Source organism: Aerosakkonema sp. BLCC-F183 (genome assembly GCF_041929145.1).
GTDB lineage: Bacteria > Cyanobacteriota > Cyanobacteriia > Cyanobacteriales > Aerosakkonemataceae > Aerosakkonema.
This window is the reverse complement of the sequence record NZ_JBHFNU010000015.1, coordinates 65,380-83,754: the sequence shown is the minus strand read 5'-3', so window position 1 is coordinate 83,754 and position 18,375 is coordinate 65,380. Positions and strand designations below refer to the sequence as shown.

The window sequence follows — 18,375 nt, the reverse complement described above, 5'->3', positions numbered from 1 at the left end:
TACGCACCTTAATTGATAAACACGACCTTGTGACTCCTTTAAAGACGGATTTTTTTAACAGGTTTGTTTTATTACCACAGATGTGGTTATTAAAACCATTGTTACAAATCCGTACAACAGAGGAAACCCCTACCCACCTACAGGGGCAAATTTAACGATTGTTCATTGGAGAATTGCTCATGGGGAAATTGTGATGAACCATGAACGATCGAGCATTGCTAATTTTTGAGGAATTTGAATGCCAAAGCAAATTATTATCGCTGAGCAGCATCGCATCGCTGCTGTATTTTCCGAAGATCAAATTCAAGAATTAGTTGTTGCCACGGGAAATCACCAAGTTGGTGATATTTATCTAGGCATTGTAGAAAATGTACTTCCTGGTATAGATGCGGCTTTTGTTAACATTGGAGACCCGGAACGCAACGGATTTATTCACGTATCAGATTTAGGGCCGTTGCGCCTAAAACGTACTGCTGGAGCAATTACAGAATTGCTAACACCCCAGCAAAAAGTTTTAGTACAAGTGATGAAGGAGCCGACCGGAAACAAAGGGCCCAGACTGACTGGCAATATTACCTTACCCGGACGCTATTTAGTACTCATGCCGTTTGGCCGAGGCGTCAATTTATCGCGGCGGATAAAAAGTGAAAGCGAACGCAATCGCCTCAGAGCATTGGCGATTCTGCTCAAACCGGCAGGTATGGGTTTGCTAGTCCGAACAGAAGCAGAAAATCGCCCAGAAGAAGCAATTATAGAAGATTTGGAAGCGCTGCAAAAACAGTGGGAAGCTATTCAACAAGAAGCTATCTCAACGCGGGCACCCGCATTGCTGAATCGAGATGATGATTTTGTCCAGCGCGTACTGCGAGATATGTACAGCGAGGATGTAAATCGCATCGTTGTAGATTCGCACACTGGTGTGAAGCGAGTGAAGCAACATTTAATGACGTGGAGTGGGGGAAGGACACCGCAAGGAGTTTTGATCGATCAGCACCGCGATCGCCTCTCGGTTTTGGAATATTTCCGCGTCAACGCGGCTATTAAAGAAGCTCTTAAACCCAGAGTCGATCTCCCTTCTGGAGGTTATATAATTATCGAGCCGACAGAAGCGCTAACCGTGATCGATGTCAACTCCGGATCTTTTACGCGATCGGCTACAGCTAGGGAGACAGTTTTGTGGACAAACTGCGAAGCCGCTACAGAAATTGCCCGCCAACTGCGCCTGCGGAATTTGGCTGGTGTAATTATTGTTGACTTTATCGATATGGATTCGCGCCGCGACCAGTTGCAGGTACTGGAACATTTCAACAAAGCGCTCAAATTTGACAAAGCAAGACCCCAAATTGCCCAGCTTTCCGAACTCGGCTTAGTGGAACTGACGCGCAAGCGGCAAGGCCAAAACATTTACGAACTATTCGGTCGTCCTTGCGCTACTTGCGGCGGATTGGGTCATTTAGTACATCTACCCGGAGAAGCCGCTAATCGCGAATCTCCATTGCAGCCGCCACGCGAACGCGAAACAGCGATACTGCCAGTTCGCGAATCCGCGTCACCATCCTTGCGGGAACGCATCTTCCCATCGGCAGATGAAATTCCAGAAACTGCTGGATCTGCTTCCTTCCAGAGTCGTCCCGTACTACCCGCACCCTACGGACAAAGCGAAGTAGTGCGAGAAACCGCCGGACAGGATAACTACTGGGATGCAGAGGGTTATGCAGACGATATGGCTCCCGGCTCCGATCTTGACATGGATATGATGAATCATCCCAACTATCAAGAACGCGGTTTGGGAGCCAACTCTCGCCGTCGCCGTCGTCGCCGCCTGGGTATTGGTGAAGGTGGACGTTTGGAAGAAGAGTCGCCCAAGCCGAATGAGTTTGTGTCTCCCACTAAATCGCCTAGCTCCATATCAACCGATTCCAAATGGATGAGTGAGCCAGAACCTTTGCCTTCAAAGGTGTTTTCGCCAACAGGGCCGAAAGGACTTCGCCTCGACAGCTCGCGCATAGAGCGTCCTGTGAAGCCAGAAACTGTACCGCCGGAAATCGTTTCTGTAGAAATGACGCCAGAGGAACAGCAAGTTTATGCTTTTATGGGTGTGTCGCCTCTGGTACGTTTAAATCGCCAACTTAAAAATCCCAAAGCCGCAACTGTAATTGTGAAGTTGCCAGGACAAGCAGACGAAGATGTTGCTTTTGAACCGCCTCAATCTAGAACAGAGGAGATCGATCGCGATTATACAGAAGCACCAGAGAGGGGAATTCCTAACTTCTCTGATGAGGAAAGTTTTGACTCCGAGCCATCGTTCGACATCCAAGATACAGACAGCATCGAGCAAAGTGTCGATCCCGATCCTGAGCCTGTAGCGATCTCATCGAGCGAATCGGATAATGGCGATTCTTTGTTACTGCGGCGTCGGCGTCGTCGGCGCTCCTCGGCTACTGACGGTGACAGCGATCGGTAAAATTGCTACTTGCTAATTACTCATAGGTAATAGCTAATGGGGAATGGGCGATAAAAAAGTGAAAATGAAGGAGCCAATCGTGGAAGCAATTCCCCACTCCCTCTCTAGCGAACTGGTTGCAGGTGTTGATGAAGTCGGGCGAGGTTGTTTGTTCGGCCCTGTAGTGGCGGCAGCTGTAATTTTACCGGATGCCGCCTGGGCAGAATTAGCTGCTGCGGGTATAAAAGATAGCAAACAACTAACTAATGTTGGACGAAGGAGGTTTGCCGATCGGATTCGGGCTGTAGCTTTAGATTACCGAATCGGTATAGCTTCCGTCCGGGAAATCGATCGCCTCAATATTCTACAAGCATCGTTGTTGGCGATGCGGAGATCTGTAATCAAACTGAAGGTGCAGCCCACTGTTTGTCTGATTGATGGCAAGTGGGCTCTTCCGGATTTACCGATGCCACAACAATCGGTGGTGAAGGGAGATGAAAAGTTGGTAGCGATCGCCGCTGCTAGTATTCTGGCTAAGGTATGGCGAGACGATCTCATCCATCGGTTGGCTCGTAAATACCCACAATACGATCTAGACGCCAACAAGGGTTACGGTACTGCTCGACATATAAAAGCTCTGGCAGAATATGGTCCTTCAGGCTGGCATCGGCTCTCTTTTCGTCCTTGTCGCCAGTGACTAAGGGCTGGGAACTGGAGTCTGGGAAGTGGGAATTAAGGAAGTATTTTCTCTGTTTTCTATTCCCAAAGCTGGAGCAGTTGCCCATTTACGATAGTCCAGCAGCAATTGGTGCATTAACCGATGTTTTACAGTTAACAATACACTTTTAAGTAGACCGTTGCCGGTAGCTTCCAACATTGGTTTGGGCGTTAACCAAAATGGAGGTGGTAGCTCAACTTGTACTTCTAAATCTGCTTTTCCCTTCAGATAAGTCAATCCCTTCACTTGCGAAGGAGACAGTCTTCCTTTCAAGTTCAAGGCAAAGCGTTGATTTACATATTCAATACCCACAATTTGACAGCCCACAGACTCTAAATGAACTGTGCCATCTGCTTCTGTCCACACCCTCATATCTACTGTGGGTTGAATTGTTAACATCATGAAGTGGAGAGGGCGCATTTTTAAGCGAAAAATTTCCTCGCCCAATTGTGCGATCCGACTTGGATCGACTAGAGCATTCACAAGACGTTGAGGCTGACGCAAATAATGCTTGATCGGAATCGGTTGCTCTGGGACAGCAATTTCAACAGTTTGGGAAGCGACAAATCGGGTGTGCATAGGTAAAAGGGTACAGAGTGTTTTTTCTCTATGTCTATTAATTAATTTTACGTTACAGTTCTTAAAACATCCGGTTGCAAGTCTTAATCATACCATTGGTTTGCGGCTGGCAATAGTAGACTGTTGTGGGATTCGGTATATTGAAATTTTTCTGAATCTTTCTGTATACCTCAGCCGATCGTCTGCAATATTCACAAGAGGACTGGGTACTCTGGACCCACCAAAGAAAGGTTAAGAAGCTGAGAAAATAACTTTATGACTATATCGATATCGATCGCACATCTGGGACCGATCGGCACTTATGCAGAAGCAGCTGCCGTCGCCTACGCTAACTGGCTAAGTCAGGAAAAAGGCCAAAAATCCTTGTTATGTCCCTATCCGAGCATTGCCCAAACACTTCAAGCGGCAGCATCTGGGCAAGTAGATCTAGCCGTTGTGCCAGTGGAAAATTCGCTAGAAGGCAGTGTGACTATGACACTGGATACACTCTGGCGGTTAGATACGCTCCAAGTTCAACAAGCTTTAGTTTTGCCGATTTCTCATGCTTTGCTGTCGCGTGCGGGTAGTTTACAGGCGATTGAAACTGTTTACTCGCACCCGCAAGCTTTGGCTCAATGTCAAGAATGGCTGGATAAATTTCTACCCTCTGTTCAGTTGGTGCCGATGAATTCTACTACGGAGGCGCTACGTTATCTGGAGACAGATAGTACAGCTGGGGCAATATCTTCTCTGAGGGCTGCCCAACTTTACAACCTACCTATTCTTGCCAGTCCAATTAATGATTATCCCTGTAACCACACGCGGTTCTGGGTACTTAGTTTACAACCTTCTCCTGGCGGCGATCGCACTTCGCTAGCTTTTAGCGTTCCGGCTAATCTACCGGGAGCTCTTGCTAAACCGCTGCAAGTATTTGCCGAAAGAAATATCAATCTTAGCAGAATTGAGTCGCGCCCGACTAAGCGATCGCTAGGTGAATATCTCTTTTTTATAGACTTAGAAGCTGGTGCTAATGAGCCATTAGTCAAATCTGCTTTAACCGAATTAGCAGACCACGCCGAAACCCTAAAGATTTTTGGTTGCTACAGTATTCTGAATATTGATTCCTAATTCAATAGGCAAACTCACCTAGCAAAGGCTGTAAGAAACTCCTCATAACCTTGATCAGTCTTCCATTCTAAGCTCTGAGAAAATTTATATTTTTTAGCAAAAAATTAATCATGTTTGAAGTTGCCCAAGGTATTCCTGGCTTACCCGACCTCACGCAACCCTCTGAGCTGATTCAATTTGGGGCCAAAGTGCTACGCACGTTCCTCATACTGGTCGGCTTAGTAGGGTTTATGGGCCTTGTTCTAGCCGCACTCAACTTTTCTCACCGCCGAGACGAATCGGAAACAGGTGATATGTTGGGGCAATGGTTAGTGGGTTATTCTGTATTACTGCGACTGCTATTGCACGCAGGCTTGGTCTTTATCCTTTCGATCGCAGGTTTCTTTCTTTGTTCCACTTTGGGCACTCGTTACCACTTTTGGGAACAAGCACGAGTCGCGCAGGTGGCGGAAAGCGTTGCGGGAGAAAGGTTAGAACAAACAGCACCTCAAGTGCGCTACGTGATTCAAGAACCGTACTCCTACAATACTCAAGTTGGCAACAGGTTGGTGCGCGTACAGGAGACGCGACCTGTTACCCGTTTTCTCACAGTCGCCGGTTCCCAAATTGAGGTCAAGATCGACCAAACTTTAGATCCGCAAAAGAGCGATCGCGCTATTTATCGCGTCAACTTTAACGGCGACTATCAAGTTACCAACCAACTCAGGGAAGCTCAGAATTTTTTCTTTGAAATACCTCAGCCCAATAGCTACTCGCTGTTGCAAAACTTCAAAGTTGAGCAGAACGGTAAAATTCTCCCACAATCTAATCCAGGTGACTATGCCTTTCCCTTTCGACTTGGGCCAGGAGAACAAACGCGCTTTCGAGTCACCTATCAAGCACAAGGAGCGCCACGCTGGGTCTATAACGCTAATGGACAGTTACTTTCTAATTTTCGCCTGAGCGTGCTGGCTAATTTTCCTGGAGCTGATTTTGCTAGTGGCATTGTCCCAACTGAAGCCAAGGTGGAGGAACGAGGTACGAGATTTACCTGGGTATTTGACGGCAATGTTTCGGTTCTCAACCCATTTGGTGTGTTTACCGCTACTAGCAGAGTGCGGAATACGGGAGTTTTGCCACGCTTGTTACTGCTCGCTCCCGCTTTATTTCTCTGGTGGTTATTGTTACTGTACTTATCTTTACCGATGAGTCTGCGGGATGTGACGATCGCAGGTGGCTTATTTTTTGCCTGTATCCTCGCATTGACTTACTTCAGCCGAACGATCGATTCCCAATTAGCTTGGTTAGCAATTTCACTGTTCTTTTTAGTTGTGTCTTGGGGATTGGGAAAAACTTGGCGTGCTTCCCTTGCGGCTTTTATTAGTACCATTGCGGGAGGAGTCCTGCCAGTTTTAGGATTATTAGTACCCTATAGCGGTTTAACTTTAAGTCTGGCAGGTTTGCTCTCCGTGGCTTGGTTAGCAGCGCTCAATTGGTACGGTTTCTATCAATTAGATCGGGAAACTCGTTAACGCTTGCTGAGTAATTATCTGCTTACCTTTGCAAAAGCTATTTTTTTCTTCACCATTGATACAAGGCTAAAAGTAGTGACTGTGAGTAACCCGAACACAGCCGTAGGTTCGGGAACGGATTTGCTTGTAGGAACCATTGCTTCTAAATGGATATTGTCGAAATAAACATCGCCAGCAACTCCCCAGGAATAAAAGTAGTCTTCCAGAGTTAACTGGATACTTTTACTTGAAGTAAATGCAATCGAAATAGGTTCCCATTTTCCTGTGTCTGGTAATTCCAAGAAGTTTGGTGATAATTTAATCGAGTTGCGGCTTGTTCCAGCTAACCATGAATCTGCATCTCCCGACAAGGTAGTGCGATATCCTAGAAAACCTCCTAAATCATTTGACCGACTCCAGGGTTTTGGTAAACCGAGATAGTCGAAAGATAATCGGTAAGTTTGTGAAGGGCTGATGAAACTTTGACGGGAAAAAATATCACCACCACTTTTGAGGCTGGTAAAAGAGAGCGCTTTATCTTTTTCCAACGGATCGTTAACGATCGCCCCGTAATGTGTACTGTTATATTTTCCCGTCCATTCAGAGAGATTCGATTCAAAATCTTCAAAGAAAAGAGTGGTAAAACTTGCTGCTTGGACAGGGTTAGTTTGGATAGCTGCCAAACATAAAACTGCCCCAGTAGTGACAACTAGGAATCTCTGAAAGTTGTTATTCAGCATAGGTAAAAGCGAGGAAAAATTAATTTCTTTGCTAGTTTAAGTAAGCTTTCCTAGCTGGCGATCGAGTGCGCTCCAGATATGAAGTTTTGTTAAGCTTCGGGATAAGTTCCGCCAGTCCCAGACGCATAAACAATTTTTCCTTTTTTCCACGCAAAACCTCGCAGTTTGCGGCTGGCTGTAACTGCTAGCGTTAGTGCTTCTTTGAGAGATTGGTTATATGCGATTAGCTTTTCCCTGAGTAAGTTATCTTTTGGTGCTTCCAGTTGGCATACTAAGAGAGTTAGTCCCAGCCAAGAAAAACTAAGCTTATCCCAAACTAGGTTGCTTTTTAGCTTTTCAACTTCTGCGGTTTTGAGTTGAGGGTAAGTGCCATCAATTTCGCTTCTACCTAAAATATTGGTAATTTGCTTAGTTGCTTGTCGCCACTTTTTAACTGGTACTTCGTAGTAGCTAAAAGTACAAGTAAAAACTTCGTTCTTTTCTTCTAGTAAAGTCTTGGCGAACAGCTCATAAGGGGATTGAAAAGGATATTCTTTTAAAGACACATTTTGGAAAAACTTATACCATACGCGGAGAATAGGTTTAGGTAAAACTTCTAGGTGCTTCGTTAATTTTTGTAATTTAATATGGTAGCTTTTAACATATTTTTCTGCTACGTTACAAAGTTGCCACCGAGCTTTATACTGTCTTACCATCAGCAGAATTAAATCGCGTTTATGAATAGAAATTTCTTTTTTATCGACAGCTTCATCAAGGAAATAATCTTCCTGGTTATTAAAATGCGATCGCCAAGCTTTCGCAATCAAAAGGTTATCTTTTTTGAGTTGATACCATTCATTAATTTGATCTTCCGTCAGTAGATCTGGCTGTAGGAGGTAATCGCTAGGCAAATTTTCGAGAAGTTGGGCAATTTTCTCAATAATTTCACTATCTTTTACATTCATTTTTTCATTTTCAAAACTCGCTATATATTACAGGGTATAACTAATTAGAAACCGGGTTTCTAAAACATTAGAGAAACCCGGTTTTTCAGTAATTTTTCTAGTTTTCAGTTTTTTAAGGTATCTTTAAGCACAGTACGAGCTGCAAGGTGATTGCGAGTCGAAGTCAAAATTTCGGCTTCGCGTTCCAGTCGCGCCGCAGTATCTTGCATTTCTAGCAGGGATTGCTGTTCTGCTGGGACACCGTAAAGGTTGCTGGCGACCCAATAAGATAATTCTCTGGGCAAACTGGGGATATCATCGGGTAATTCTATATTCTGTTCTGTCAACTTAGCCGAAAGACGCACTACATCCCGTAAGAGTTGTTCGACCTCTGCGCCCAAAGAATTTAATTCTTTTTCCGGTGGGTTATCTTCGATCCATTCGACCAAACCAACTCGGTAGGGTTTTTCTCTGACGAATTCCAGAACGCGGAACCGCTGCTGTCCTACGGTTAATATTTTCATGCGATCGTCTGGTAAACGCTGGAACCGAATAATTTCGGCGCAGCACCCCACAGAGGCTGGTTTGCCGTCCGGTTGCATCAGCAGCACCCCAAAACGGCGATCGCTATCCAGAATCGTATTCATCATGATTCGGTAGCGAAACTCAAAGATATGCAGCGGCAGAGGTCTACCTGGAAACAAAACTACTTCCGGCAATGGGAAAAGTGGAAGCTCTCGCACAGCAATTGAGGAAGAGGGGGCCATAGTACAGTCGGTAACGGCGCTTCTTTAACTACTTTAGCGGATCTAGACTATAAAACAGCAATAAACTTTTAATAAATAAGCCTTTTAGAACTTATCCTAAAAGGCATACTGGAAAAAAATTAATTGATGCGCCGATTAAAGTTTTACTTCAATGTCTACACCTGCGGGCAAATCGAGCTTCATCAAAGCATCAATAGTCTTCGATGAAGGTTGATAAATATCGATAATCCGGCGATGAGTCCGAGTTTCAAAATGTTCCCGCGAATCTTTATCTACGTGAGGCGAACGCAACAGACAATAGATTTTCCGCCGCGTTGGTAAGGGAATCGGACCGATCGCAGTAGCTTGAGTACGATTGGCTGTATCGACAATCTTCTCGCAAGAAGTATCGAGGAGACGGCGATCGAAAGCTTTAAGACGAATACGAATTTTTTGCTGCTGAAGTGTGGCCATGTTTAATTGTCTAGGTTCTGAATTTACTCGGTAGTTGCTAGAGCCGTCATTATACGGCTGTTCATTTATTAGAGGGATGGCAAAGGAGCAGAAAAGCAATTGCTTTCTGCTCCGGATTTATGTGAAGACGCTTCTACTTGAGGATTTTAGAAACGACACCTGCACCGATGGTGCGACCGCCTTCGCGAATAGCGAAGCGCATACCTTGTTCGATCGCGATCGCGTTGATCAGTTCCACCGTCATTTTCACCCGGTCTCCCGGCATCACCATTTCGGCGGTGCTACCATCATCAGCCGTGAAAGCTCTGATGGTACCGGTTACATCGGTTGTCCGCACGTAGAACTGAGGACGATAGCCTGCGAAGAACGGTGTTTTGCGACCGCCTTCTTTTTCGGTCAGCACATACACTTCCGACTCGAACTGAGTGTGAGGGGTAATCGAACCGGGCTTTGCCAGCACCATACCCCGTTCCACATCTTCCTTCTTCAGACCGCGCAGCAGCAGCCCTACGTTATCTCCTGCCATCCCTTCGTCGAGGGTTTTTTGGAACATTTCCACACCCGTAACGGTTGTGCTGCGAGTGTTTTTGATCCCAACCAGTTCAACTGTTTCGCCCACCTTAACCTTACCGCGTTCGATCCGGCCTGTCGCCACAGTACCGCGACCGCTGATCGAGAACACGTCTTCTACTGCCATCAAGAAAGGCTTGTCAATTTCCCGTTCTGGTGTGGGAACGTAGGAGTCTACCGCATCCATGAGTGCGTAGATTTTATCAACCCACTCATTGTCACCCTTCTTCGTGGCGGGGTTCTTGGTCATCGTTTCCAGGGCCAGCAGTGCGGAACCTGCCACGATGGGAATATCGTCACCTGGGAAGTCGTATGAGCTCAGAAGTTCGCGGACTTCCAGTTCTACCAGTTCCAACAGTTCGTCATCGTCAACCATGTCTTTCTTATTCAAGAAGACGACAATGTTGGGTACGCCTACCTGCTTAGCTAGTAGAATATGCTCCCGCGTCTGCGGCATCGGGCCATCAGCGGCTGACACCACCAGGATAGCTCCATCCATTTGAGCGGCACCGGTGATCATGTTTTTCACGTAGTCAGCGTGTCCCGGACAGTCTACGTGGGCATAGTGCCGATTTTCGGTTTCGTACTCAACGTGAGCGGTATTGATAGTGATACCCCGCGCTTTTTCTTCCGGCGCGGCATCAATCTCATCGTATTTTCTGGCTTTTGCACGACCCAGCGCTGCTAGGGTCATTGTAATTGCCGCTGTTAAAGTTGTTTTGCCGTGGTCTACGTGACCGATCGTACCGATGTTGACGTGGGGTTTATTCCGTTCAAACTTTGCGCGTGCCATGAATCAGATATTCCTTTTCCTTTTATCGAGTATCGATTCGAGATGAAAGATTTTAGTTGTTAGATTTAATTCAATCTAAAAATCTAAAATCTCAAATCTCAAATCGTTATGCGTTCCCTTTGCTCTTGGCGATGATAGCTTCAGCCACGTTGCGAGGCACTTCTTCGTAGTGGCTAAACTCCATCGAGAAGATGCCCCGGCCTTGTGTTTTAGACCGGATATCCGTGGCGTAGCCAAACATTTCTGCCAGTGGTACCTTTGCAGTTACCTTGGCAATTGCCTGTTCGGAGCCCATCCCTTCGATTTGACCGCGACGGGAGTTGAGGTCTCCCATTACATCTCCCAAGAAGTTTTCGGGAACTTCAACCTCAACTTTCATCATAGGCTCCAACAGCACCGGTGAAGCTTTTTGTACTGCTGCTTTCAGTGCCATCGAACCTGCGATCTTGAAGGCCATTTCCGACGAGTCTACGTCGTGGTAAGACCCGTCCACTAAAGTTGCTTTGACATCAATCAGCGGATAGCCAGCCAGAACCCCTGATTCACAGGTTTCTTTTATGCCTTGTTCAATAGGATTGATGTACTCTTTCGGTACAACACCGCCGACGATTTTGGAGACAAATTCAAATCCGCTACCCGGATCTCCTGGCTGTAGGTCGATGACTACGTGACCGTACTGACCTTTACCACCACTTTGGCGGATAAACTTGCCTTCTACTCTGCTGACTGGTTTGCGAACGGTTTCGCGGTAGGCTACTTGTGGCGCACCGACGTTTGCTTCTACCTTGAACTCGCGCAGCATTCGATCGACCAAAATTTCCAGGTGCAATTCACCCATACCGGCAATCACAGTCTGGTTGGTTTCCTGGTCGATGCGGACGCGGAAAGTCGGATCTTCTTCTGACAAAGCTTGTAATGCTTTGGAGAGCTTTTCGCTATCCTGCTTGGTTTTTGGCTCTACGGCAACAGAGATGACCGGTTCGGGGATGAATAGGGATTCTAAGATGACTGGAGAGCTTTCTTCGCAAAGAGTATCTCCAGTAATAGTATCTTTAAGACCCAGAACAGCACCTAAATCGCCCGCTCGCAGTTCGTCTACTTCAATCCGATCGTCTGCTTTCAATACAATCAGGCGAGACACCCGTTCTTTTTTCCCTTTCACTGAGTTAAGAACGTAACTGCCTTTCTTGAGGACGCCGGAGTAGACGCGAATGAAAGTGAGGCGACCGTAGGGGTCTGCCATAATCTTGAACGCCAAGGCTGATAGCGGTTCGTCGTCTGAAGAACGCCGCAATACCTCGCTGCCGTCTGGCAACTGACCTTTGATTGGTGGAATGTCAATTGGCGCGGGTAGGTAATCGATCACTGCATCTAACAGCGGTTGAACACCTTTGTTTTTGAAAGCGGAACCGCACAGCATGGGTACAATCGTGCCTGCGATCGTGCCTTTGCGTATCCCGTTCCGAATTTCTTCTTCAGTTAATTCTTCGCCTTCGAGGTATTTCTCAGTTAAGGCATCATCTGTTTCGGCGGCTGCTTCCACTACTTTGACGCGAAACTCTTCTGCTTTAGCTTTTAATTCCGCTGGAATTTCTGTTTCCTCGATTTCTTCTCCGCGATCGTCTTTGTATATCAAAGCTTTCATGCGTACCAAGTCTACAATTCCCTGGAACTCGCTTTCGGCTCCTATGGGAAGCTGAATCGGTATAGCATTTGCTCTGACGCGATCGCGGATCTGGTCGTACACTTTGTAAAAGTTTGCCCCAGTCCGATCCATCTTGTTGACGAAGACGATCCGAGGCACGTTATACCGATCTGCCTGCCGCCACACAGTCTCAGATTGAGGCTGCACTCCACCCACCGAGCAGAATACAGCGATTACTCCATCCAAAACCCGCATGGAACGTTCGACTTCAATCGTGAAGTCTACGTGACCTGGTGTATCGATAATGTTGATTTTGTGGTCTTTCCAACTGGTGCTAATAGCGGCAGCAGTAATGGTAATTCCTCGCTCCCGCTCTTGCTCCATCCAGTCAGTTACTGTGGTTCCTTCGTGGACTTCGCCAATTTTGTGAACCAGACCGGAATAAAACAGAATTCGTTCTGTTGTTGTTGTTTTGCCCGCATCAATGTGGGCTGCAATCCCGATGTTGCGTACTCTTTCAAGCGGGGCGGTACGTGCCACGGCTACCTCCTTGGTTGTTGCCGTAGATTATAATTTTGTAACTCTCTGTTAAGATTCTATACTTTTCTGTTGCCTCAGCGAGTGAGGAAATCAATACCGATAATGGGCAAAAGCTTTATTTGCTTCTGCCATCCGGTGTGTTTCTTCCCGCTTGCGAATAGCGCTGCCCGTTTCGTTGGCAGCATCCATTAACTCGTTTGCCAGTTTGCTGGCCATTGTCCGACCGGCTCTCGACCTGGAAAATTGAATTAACCAGCGCAACGCCAAAGTTGCACCGCGATCTGCACGCACTTCCATTGGCACTTGGTAGGTAGCGCCACCTACGCGGCGAGCTTTTACCTCTACCAAAGGTGTGGCATTCCGGACAGCCCGCTCAAATGTTTCTAGCGGATCTCCTCCTGTCCGTTCCTGGATTATCTTAAGGGCATCATAAACGATTCCCGATGCCACCGATTCTTTTCCACTTCTCATTACCCGCCGAATCATCATGCTGACCAGGCGACTGTTATACATGGCGTCTGGCGGTACGGGACGTTTTTGAATGAGCGCACGACGAGACATATTAAGCCTTCTTCATCAAACTTTAAACTTTATGCTTTGGACGCGATCGATTTCTACTTTTTCTCAACGGCAGTCAGATTTTCCTGCCCGCCCCCACTTTACCTGCTGTTACAAATTTTACTCAGTCTTTTCCGACTTTATGGCAAGCTGGTAAGTTACTGAAGCTGCGCTCTTTCTGTTGGGTGTTAAATGATACAACACTTTAGCGAGCTAATTTTTTGTACTCATTTTGTCCTATGACGTTCAGCTTGATGGAAATGAGTACGCCATTTTGTCCGATCGGACAGATATCTCTTTTGCAACCGCTTGGGAGAAAAAACTTAGCAGGGCAGGCATGAAAACAATCTTCTCTACCTTCTTTACTTACCTGCTGCTGCCTTGGGACGCTTTGTGCCGTACTTAGAACGTCCTTGCTTGCGGTCTTTTACACCAGCAGTGTCTAACGTACCGCGAATGATGTGATATCTCACACCTGGCAAGTCTTTTACCCGACCACCCCGAATCATTACAACTGAGTGTTCTTGCAAATTATGACCGATACCCGGTATATAAGACGTTACTTCAAAGCCGGAGGTGAGGCGCACCCTGGCTACTTTGCGTAGCGCTGAGTTAGGTTTTTTAGGAGTTGTTGTATAAACTCTTGTACAGACCCCACGCCGCTGCGGACAGCTCTTCAATGCTGGGGACTTTGTTTTCTTACGCGCTTTCTGGCGTTCGTCGCGAATTAGTTGTTGGATGGTGGGCATGACCTCTAAGTCTACAGTTTTTGGCTGCTTAAAATTAACCACAAATGCAGATTGTATCGCTTTTATTAAATTTTTGTCAAGCGACGCAAGAACTGTAGGTGATGTTCGTACTTCAGATATCGAATGTTTGTTCTGGAGCAGCCATATTTAAAGCCGCTCCAGAAGTGGGCTTAACAGAGAAGGAGTTACCGCAGCCACAGGTTTGAGTGGCGTTTGGGTTGTGAAAACGAAAGCCACCACCCATGAGATCTTCAGAGTAATCTAAGGTAAGCCCCTCAACGTACTGGCAGTTGTCAGCTGGTATGATTACCTGCAAACCGTTGCAATCGTAAATGATATCGTCGGGTGCGATCGCATCGTCGAATTCCATTGCATACAACAGCCCAGCACAGCCCCCTGCATTAATTTTCAGCCTGAATAGGGCATTTGGCTTTTTTAGCTTGCTTTTAAGGCGCTTTACTTCACTTGCTGCGGCTTTGCTGATATTTATCATTCTTTGCTATCAGATTAAAATTGTTCGTTGTTGATGGGGACAAGCTTGAAGCGCGATCGAGATCCCTCAATCATAAGCTAAGAACTACGAACAATGAACGATCGACGTCAAATTATCTTTACTTATCCGCCTTGACGCGGGCATAGTCATCTTGAAAGCGCACAATGTCGTCTTCTCCCAGATATTCTCCATTTTGCACCTCAATCAAAATCAGGGGAATCACACCAGGATTTTCCAGACGATGAGACATACACTGGGGAACATAGGTTGACTCATTACTGTTGAGTAACTTTTCTTCTGAGCCACAAGTAACTCTCGCTGTGCCTGAAACCACTATCCAGTGTTCGCTGCGGTGGTGGTGCATCTGTAGGCTGAGGCGGTGACCTGGCTTGACTTCAATGCGTTTGATTTTGTAACCGCGTCCTTCTTCTAGAGTGGTGAAAGAACCCCAAGGACGCAGTTCTGTGGCAGCAACTGGATTTGATGTTGCAGGAAACGATGTGTGTAAAGGGGATAGTTGGGAAATTTCTTGATGCTGAGCCATAACTTCTTCCTTGAGTATGATGAATTATTTGTGCAAAATATGGAGTTGCCAAAGGCAGACGATCCCCAGTAATGGTAGACCTTTGCCAAACATAGCAAACTCCACCCGTTCGCTGTCACTGCCCAAGTACTTGAAACTGGTAACTTATATCAACTCTTCATCTAGGATTTTTCAGCTTTAAAGAAATTTTAAATAGTTAAGGGATCTTTCGGGTTTATGGTGAAAAAAGTTCATTTTTGTTACAGATGAGGATGATGGTGGGTTAGGCACTGAATTTATCGCCCGTACCGTCCCCCACCCTACAATTAAATAAGTTTTTCCGATCGCCACTGGGAGCCTCTATTCTCCCTTTTTTCCTTAAATCCAAAATTGCCCAATCCCTGAATTATCGATCGGTCTGGATAAACACGCCCAAACCATTATGGACGCGAGCAGCAGTACGAGGCGATCGATTGAGCAGTTGGCCCCCAAGATAAAGACTGGTAGAGCTACCGCCATCGAGGTTGAGAGCGTCTACTGCTCCCATCAGCCGCATCAGTTCGGCAATTTCATTCAAAGTAGGGCCAGGGCCGCCGATGCGGTTGCCGACAGCCACGATCAAGATAGTACCAGAGGCAGTTGTGGCGATGCAGGAGCGATGTGCGGCTTGATGGATAAAGTTATCCCGGAATTGTTCGGCTTTGGCATCCAGCACGATTTGACGATTTTGCAGTAAAAGTGGCCCTGCACTCATAACCTGCGGGTAGCGGTCAAACTCCAGAGGAACGGGGTAACTTTCCAGGCGGACAATGGTGCCAACGGGAAGGATATCGGCGCTGCTATTATCTCGTACAACTAGCAGGTAGCCTTCAGCTGGAATGGGGAAAGAAGTTTTGCTGACGGCATTACCCAGCAAGGGAATGCGATTGAATGGTTCTACACTGATAACGCGATCGTCAAGGACGGTGATAATTGTCTCATTTTCGGTTAAAGGAACGTAAGTAGACCCCCACTCAGGGGTATGTACGGCAATACCGGCTTGCAAGTAGCCACTATTAACCGAAAGCACAGGTAAACGCTCACCCGTAGAAGTAATTAATACTTGCTGAAGGCTGAGATGTCCGATTTTCACTTCCCCGCTATCGTTCCAGGCGATCGCACCTCTGTTTAAAATTGGACTGGATAGCCATAAACCATCGCGACGAATTGCTCCCAACGGTAATTGGGTATTGCGATTAAAAAAGCCACCATTAATCGCAGCTGCCACCTGCCATTGCTTAGCTTGTTCAACTAAGGGAGTAATTCCCACCAAACTATCGGGATTGCTCCAAATCGGTCTTAACATTATGGATTGGCGGGGATTGATCTCCAGCCACACTACTGGGAACTGAGACGAGCCCAAGCTCAACATCTGCTGCCTGTAGCGCAATCCGGTCGCCCAAATAATGTCTCGTTCTACGATAACTTCATCAGTAGCTAGGTCTATAACTAAGCGATAAGGAGCGGGTACACTCCAGATGCGCGGATGCAGACCTGGAGGGATATCAACTCGGATGGTGGTTTTGTTCTGGCTTGTTTCGATTCTCAATGGCAGGCCGGGGTTTGGCGGCGGTATAGGCTCTGTTGTAGCGTATGGTAAAGGGAACCCTTGCTCGTCGGTTGTTGCTTCCGGAGGTTTGGGATAATAACGCTCCATCAGTCCCGGTGCAGCAGCTGCATCGATATGCAGACTCAAAACAGCACCTTGTTGGCTGACTTGCCAGGGCGTGGGAAGATCGAGATCCAAGATGATGCGATGCGGTGTTGCAACTTCGCCGTTTTTGCTGGGTTGTTCTTGCTGAATGTTCGTTACTGTAGCGGGAGGTGACTTGATTCGTAGGGTTGTGCCATCAAAGAGCATTTGCCAACCCAGGCGATCGGCAAAATCGGTAATATCTAAATATCGATATTGGTTTGTCAGTAAAGTAGGAAAAGTCAGCCGCTCTGCTGAGGGATCGGTAAACCACTGTACTGCTTGCTTGGTCAAATCCCAGGAACTTAACAACTCTACTCCCATTGCTTGCTTTAAACCTGCATCGGTTATAGCAATGTGAGGCTTTCGATTTGTGCCAATTTGCCACTTACTCCAAGTTGCGGGCCAAGTTTGTCCGTTTAAGGAGATTCGATCGCCCTGTAGCAGCAACTTATATTGCCCTGAAGATCTTTTGGGAAGGGGAATCGGCAATTCTTGGGTCAGTACGGTCATCGGTTTTGCCGAAACCAGCTGTTCCTCCTTTTTCAAGAAAGAAGTTGCCACCCACAGCAATATGCCGATTGTGGCTATTATCGCCAGTTGGCGGCGCTTGCGCCACAGGTTTTTGCCATACAAGCGCAAAGGAGATCGAAAAAGAAAACGAGAAAGTCGTTTTTTGAGATACCAAACCATGCCAATGAGAATCGGGAATGGGAATAAAACTTTTGTGTTCCTATTCTCCGTTGTATTTGAGCTAACCGCTAAGAACTAACCTCTGTGAGTACCGGACTTATGCGCCAACTTGAAATATTGCTGTCCTATGAGCCAAAGCCTTATCGCCTTTATCAAAAAAGCATGACTTGATACGCGATCTATTTTTTGGCCCTGGCTCATAATAAAAAGTGATACCTATTTTATGGCAGACTCACTCGATCGGCTGTCACCATTTTGCTTAAACTGCACAAAAGTTGCGATCGGTACGATCGGATCGGCTTAACTCCTTACCCCGCCAGTGAAAAAGAATCTCGCGGGTAAGCTTACAGCAGGATAGGATCGCTAAGATAAGCGCGTAAAGACACCCTGCAAATTGGGGATTGCCACAGAAGCGTATTTTGTATAATATCTTATTCTGCTATCTTGCCTGAATCTCCTTCTCAACCAGGTTTAGAGAAGAGGTTAACCGTAAAATCATTAGTTTATTTTTGGGGCGAGGTTTCTCTGAAAGCCCAAAAAGAAGCATATCAAGGTATTAAAAGAAACAGAGTGTTCGATTGAAATGCGTCGTTCCGATAAGAATCAAAAGATACCAGATATAAGAGGTGCAAGTGGCAGATTGGCGACGAGGCGTACCTGCTCTTTCGGGTTTATGGTGGAAAATGTTTGTAGATTTTACAGATATGTGGAATGGTGGGTGACGGTGTGGGAACTTAATTATTGCTTGAAAATACGTAAATTATCGCCCGCGCCTAACCCACCCTACGATTAAATAAGTTTTTACGATCGCCATAACAACGGCAGAGCCTGACAGAAGTAGAGACGCAAGTGTGTGAAG

16 protein-coding genes are annotated in these 18,375 nt (G+C 46.5%); 4 read left to right on the top strand and 12 right to left on the bottom strand.

The genetic code is table 11. The features are described 5' to 3' along the window. Positions 1-238 precede the first annotated feature (238 nt). Together ACE1CD_RS02620 and ACE1CD_RS02615 are read left to right on the top strand one after the other, a co-directional pair. Positions 239-2,464, top strand: a complete 2,226-nt coding sequence (locus ACE1CD_RS02620) for a ribonuclease E/G (protein ID WP_374821387.1) — start codon at positions 239-241, stop codon at positions 2,462-2,464. 64 nt (positions 2,465-2,528) lie between these two features. After that, on the top strand, positions 2,529-3,140 hold the full coding sequence (locus tag ACE1CD_RS02615; RefSeq protein WP_374789457.1) for a ribonuclease HII: 612 nt from the start codon (positions 2,529-2,531) through the stop codon (positions 3,138-3,140). Here ACE1CD_RS02615 and ACE1CD_RS02610 read toward each other — a convergent pair whose 3' ends face one another. Then, on the bottom strand, positions 3,141-3,740 hold the full coding sequence (locus ACE1CD_RS02610; protein ID WP_374789458.1) for a DUF1997 domain-containing protein: 600 nt from the start codon (positions 3,738-3,740) through the stop codon (positions 3,141-3,143). Between the two features lie 261 nt (positions 3,741-4,001). Between ACE1CD_RS02610 and pheA the strand changes: the two genes are divergently transcribed. Both pheA and ACE1CD_RS02600 read left to right on the top strand, forming a co-directional pair. Further along, positions 4,002-4,847, top strand: a complete 846-nt coding sequence (pheA, locus tag ACE1CD_RS02605) for a prephenate dehydratase (protein WP_374789559.1) — start codon at positions 4,002-4,004, stop codon at positions 4,845-4,847. 110 nt (positions 4,848-4,957) lie between these two features. After that, positions 4,958-6,358, top strand: coding sequence for a hypothetical protein (locus tag ACE1CD_RS02600; RefSeq protein WP_374821384.1), 1,401 nt, complete (start codon positions 4,958-4,960; stop codon positions 6,356-6,358). Between the two features lie 14 nt (positions 6,359-6,372). On the opposite strand, the gene ACE1CD_RS02595 is transcribed toward ACE1CD_RS02600, so the two are convergent. The 11 genes from ACE1CD_RS02595 to ACE1CD_RS02545 all read right to left on the bottom strand — a co-directional run bounded on the left by ACE1CD_RS02595 (position 6,373) and on the right by ACE1CD_RS02545 (position 17,516). Further along, a complete protein-coding gene (locus ACE1CD_RS02595) occupies positions 6,373-7,077 on the bottom strand; it encodes a PEP-CTERM sorting domain-containing protein (RefSeq protein ID WP_374789461.1) in 705 nt (234 codons plus the stop codon). A gap of 89 nt (positions 7,078-7,166) precedes the next feature. Continuing rightward, positions 7,167-8,021, bottom strand: coding sequence for a hypothetical protein (locus ACE1CD_RS02590; protein WP_374821381.1), 855 nt, complete (start codon positions 8,019-8,021; stop codon positions 7,167-7,169). A gap of 104 nt (positions 8,022-8,125) precedes the next feature. Then, positions 8,126-8,767 (bottom strand): LON peptidase substrate-binding domain-containing protein, encoded by a 642-nt coding sequence (locus tag ACE1CD_RS02585; protein WP_374789465.1) that lies wholly within the window; start codon positions 8,765-8,767, stop codon positions 8,126-8,128. A gap of 135 nt (positions 8,768-8,902) precedes the next feature. After that, positions 8,903-9,220 carry a 30S ribosomal protein S10 gene (rpsJ, locus tag ACE1CD_RS02580; RefSeq protein ID WP_190475552.1) on the bottom strand — a complete coding sequence of 106 codons (318 nt, stop codon included), beginning with the start codon at positions 9,218-9,220 and terminating at the stop codon, positions 8,903-8,905. A 133-nt stretch (positions 9,221-9,353) separates the two neighbouring features. Beyond that, positions 9,354-10,583: an elongation factor Tu gene (tuf, locus tag ACE1CD_RS02575; protein ID WP_374789467.1), complete on the bottom strand. Its 1,230-nt coding sequence runs from the start codon at positions 10,581-10,583 to the stop codon at positions 9,354-9,356. A 106-nt stretch (positions 10,584-10,689) separates the two neighbouring features. Further along, complete coding sequence (fusA, locus tag ACE1CD_RS02570; RefSeq protein WP_374821378.1) at positions 10,690-12,768, bottom strand: elongation factor G; 2,079 nt, start codon at positions 12,766-12,768, stop codon at positions 10,690-10,692. Between the two features lie 90 nt (positions 12,769-12,858). Continuing rightward, a complete protein-coding gene (rpsG, locus tag ACE1CD_RS02565) occupies positions 12,859-13,329 on the bottom strand; it encodes a 30S ribosomal protein S7 (RefSeq protein ID WP_190475546.1) in 471 nt (156 codons plus the stop codon). A gap of 359 nt (positions 13,330-13,688) precedes the next feature. Next, the gene (gene rpsL, locus ACE1CD_RS02560) at positions 13,689-14,075 is read right to left on the bottom strand and encodes a 30S ribosomal protein S12 (RefSeq protein ID WP_190475536.1); all 387 of its coding nucleotides are present in this window, start codon (positions 14,073-14,075) and stop codon (positions 13,689-13,691) included. A gap of 112 nt (positions 14,076-14,187) precedes the next feature. Next, on the bottom strand, positions 14,188-14,568 hold the full coding sequence (locus tag ACE1CD_RS02555; RefSeq protein WP_374821375.1) for a HesB/IscA family protein: 381 nt from the start codon (positions 14,566-14,568) through the stop codon (positions 14,188-14,190). Between the two features lie 118 nt (positions 14,569-14,686). Continuing rightward, positions 14,687-15,112 (bottom strand): cupin domain-containing protein, encoded by a 426-nt coding sequence (locus ACE1CD_RS02550; RefSeq protein WP_190475532.1) that lies wholly within the window; start codon positions 15,110-15,112, stop codon positions 14,687-14,689. Positions 15,113-15,497: 385 nt separating this feature from the next. Beyond that, entirely contained in the window at positions 15,498-17,516 is a 2,019-nt protein-coding gene (locus ACE1CD_RS02545) for a phosphodiester glycosidase family protein (protein ID WP_374789472.1), read from the bottom strand. Positions 17,517-18,375 lie beyond the last annotated feature (859 nt).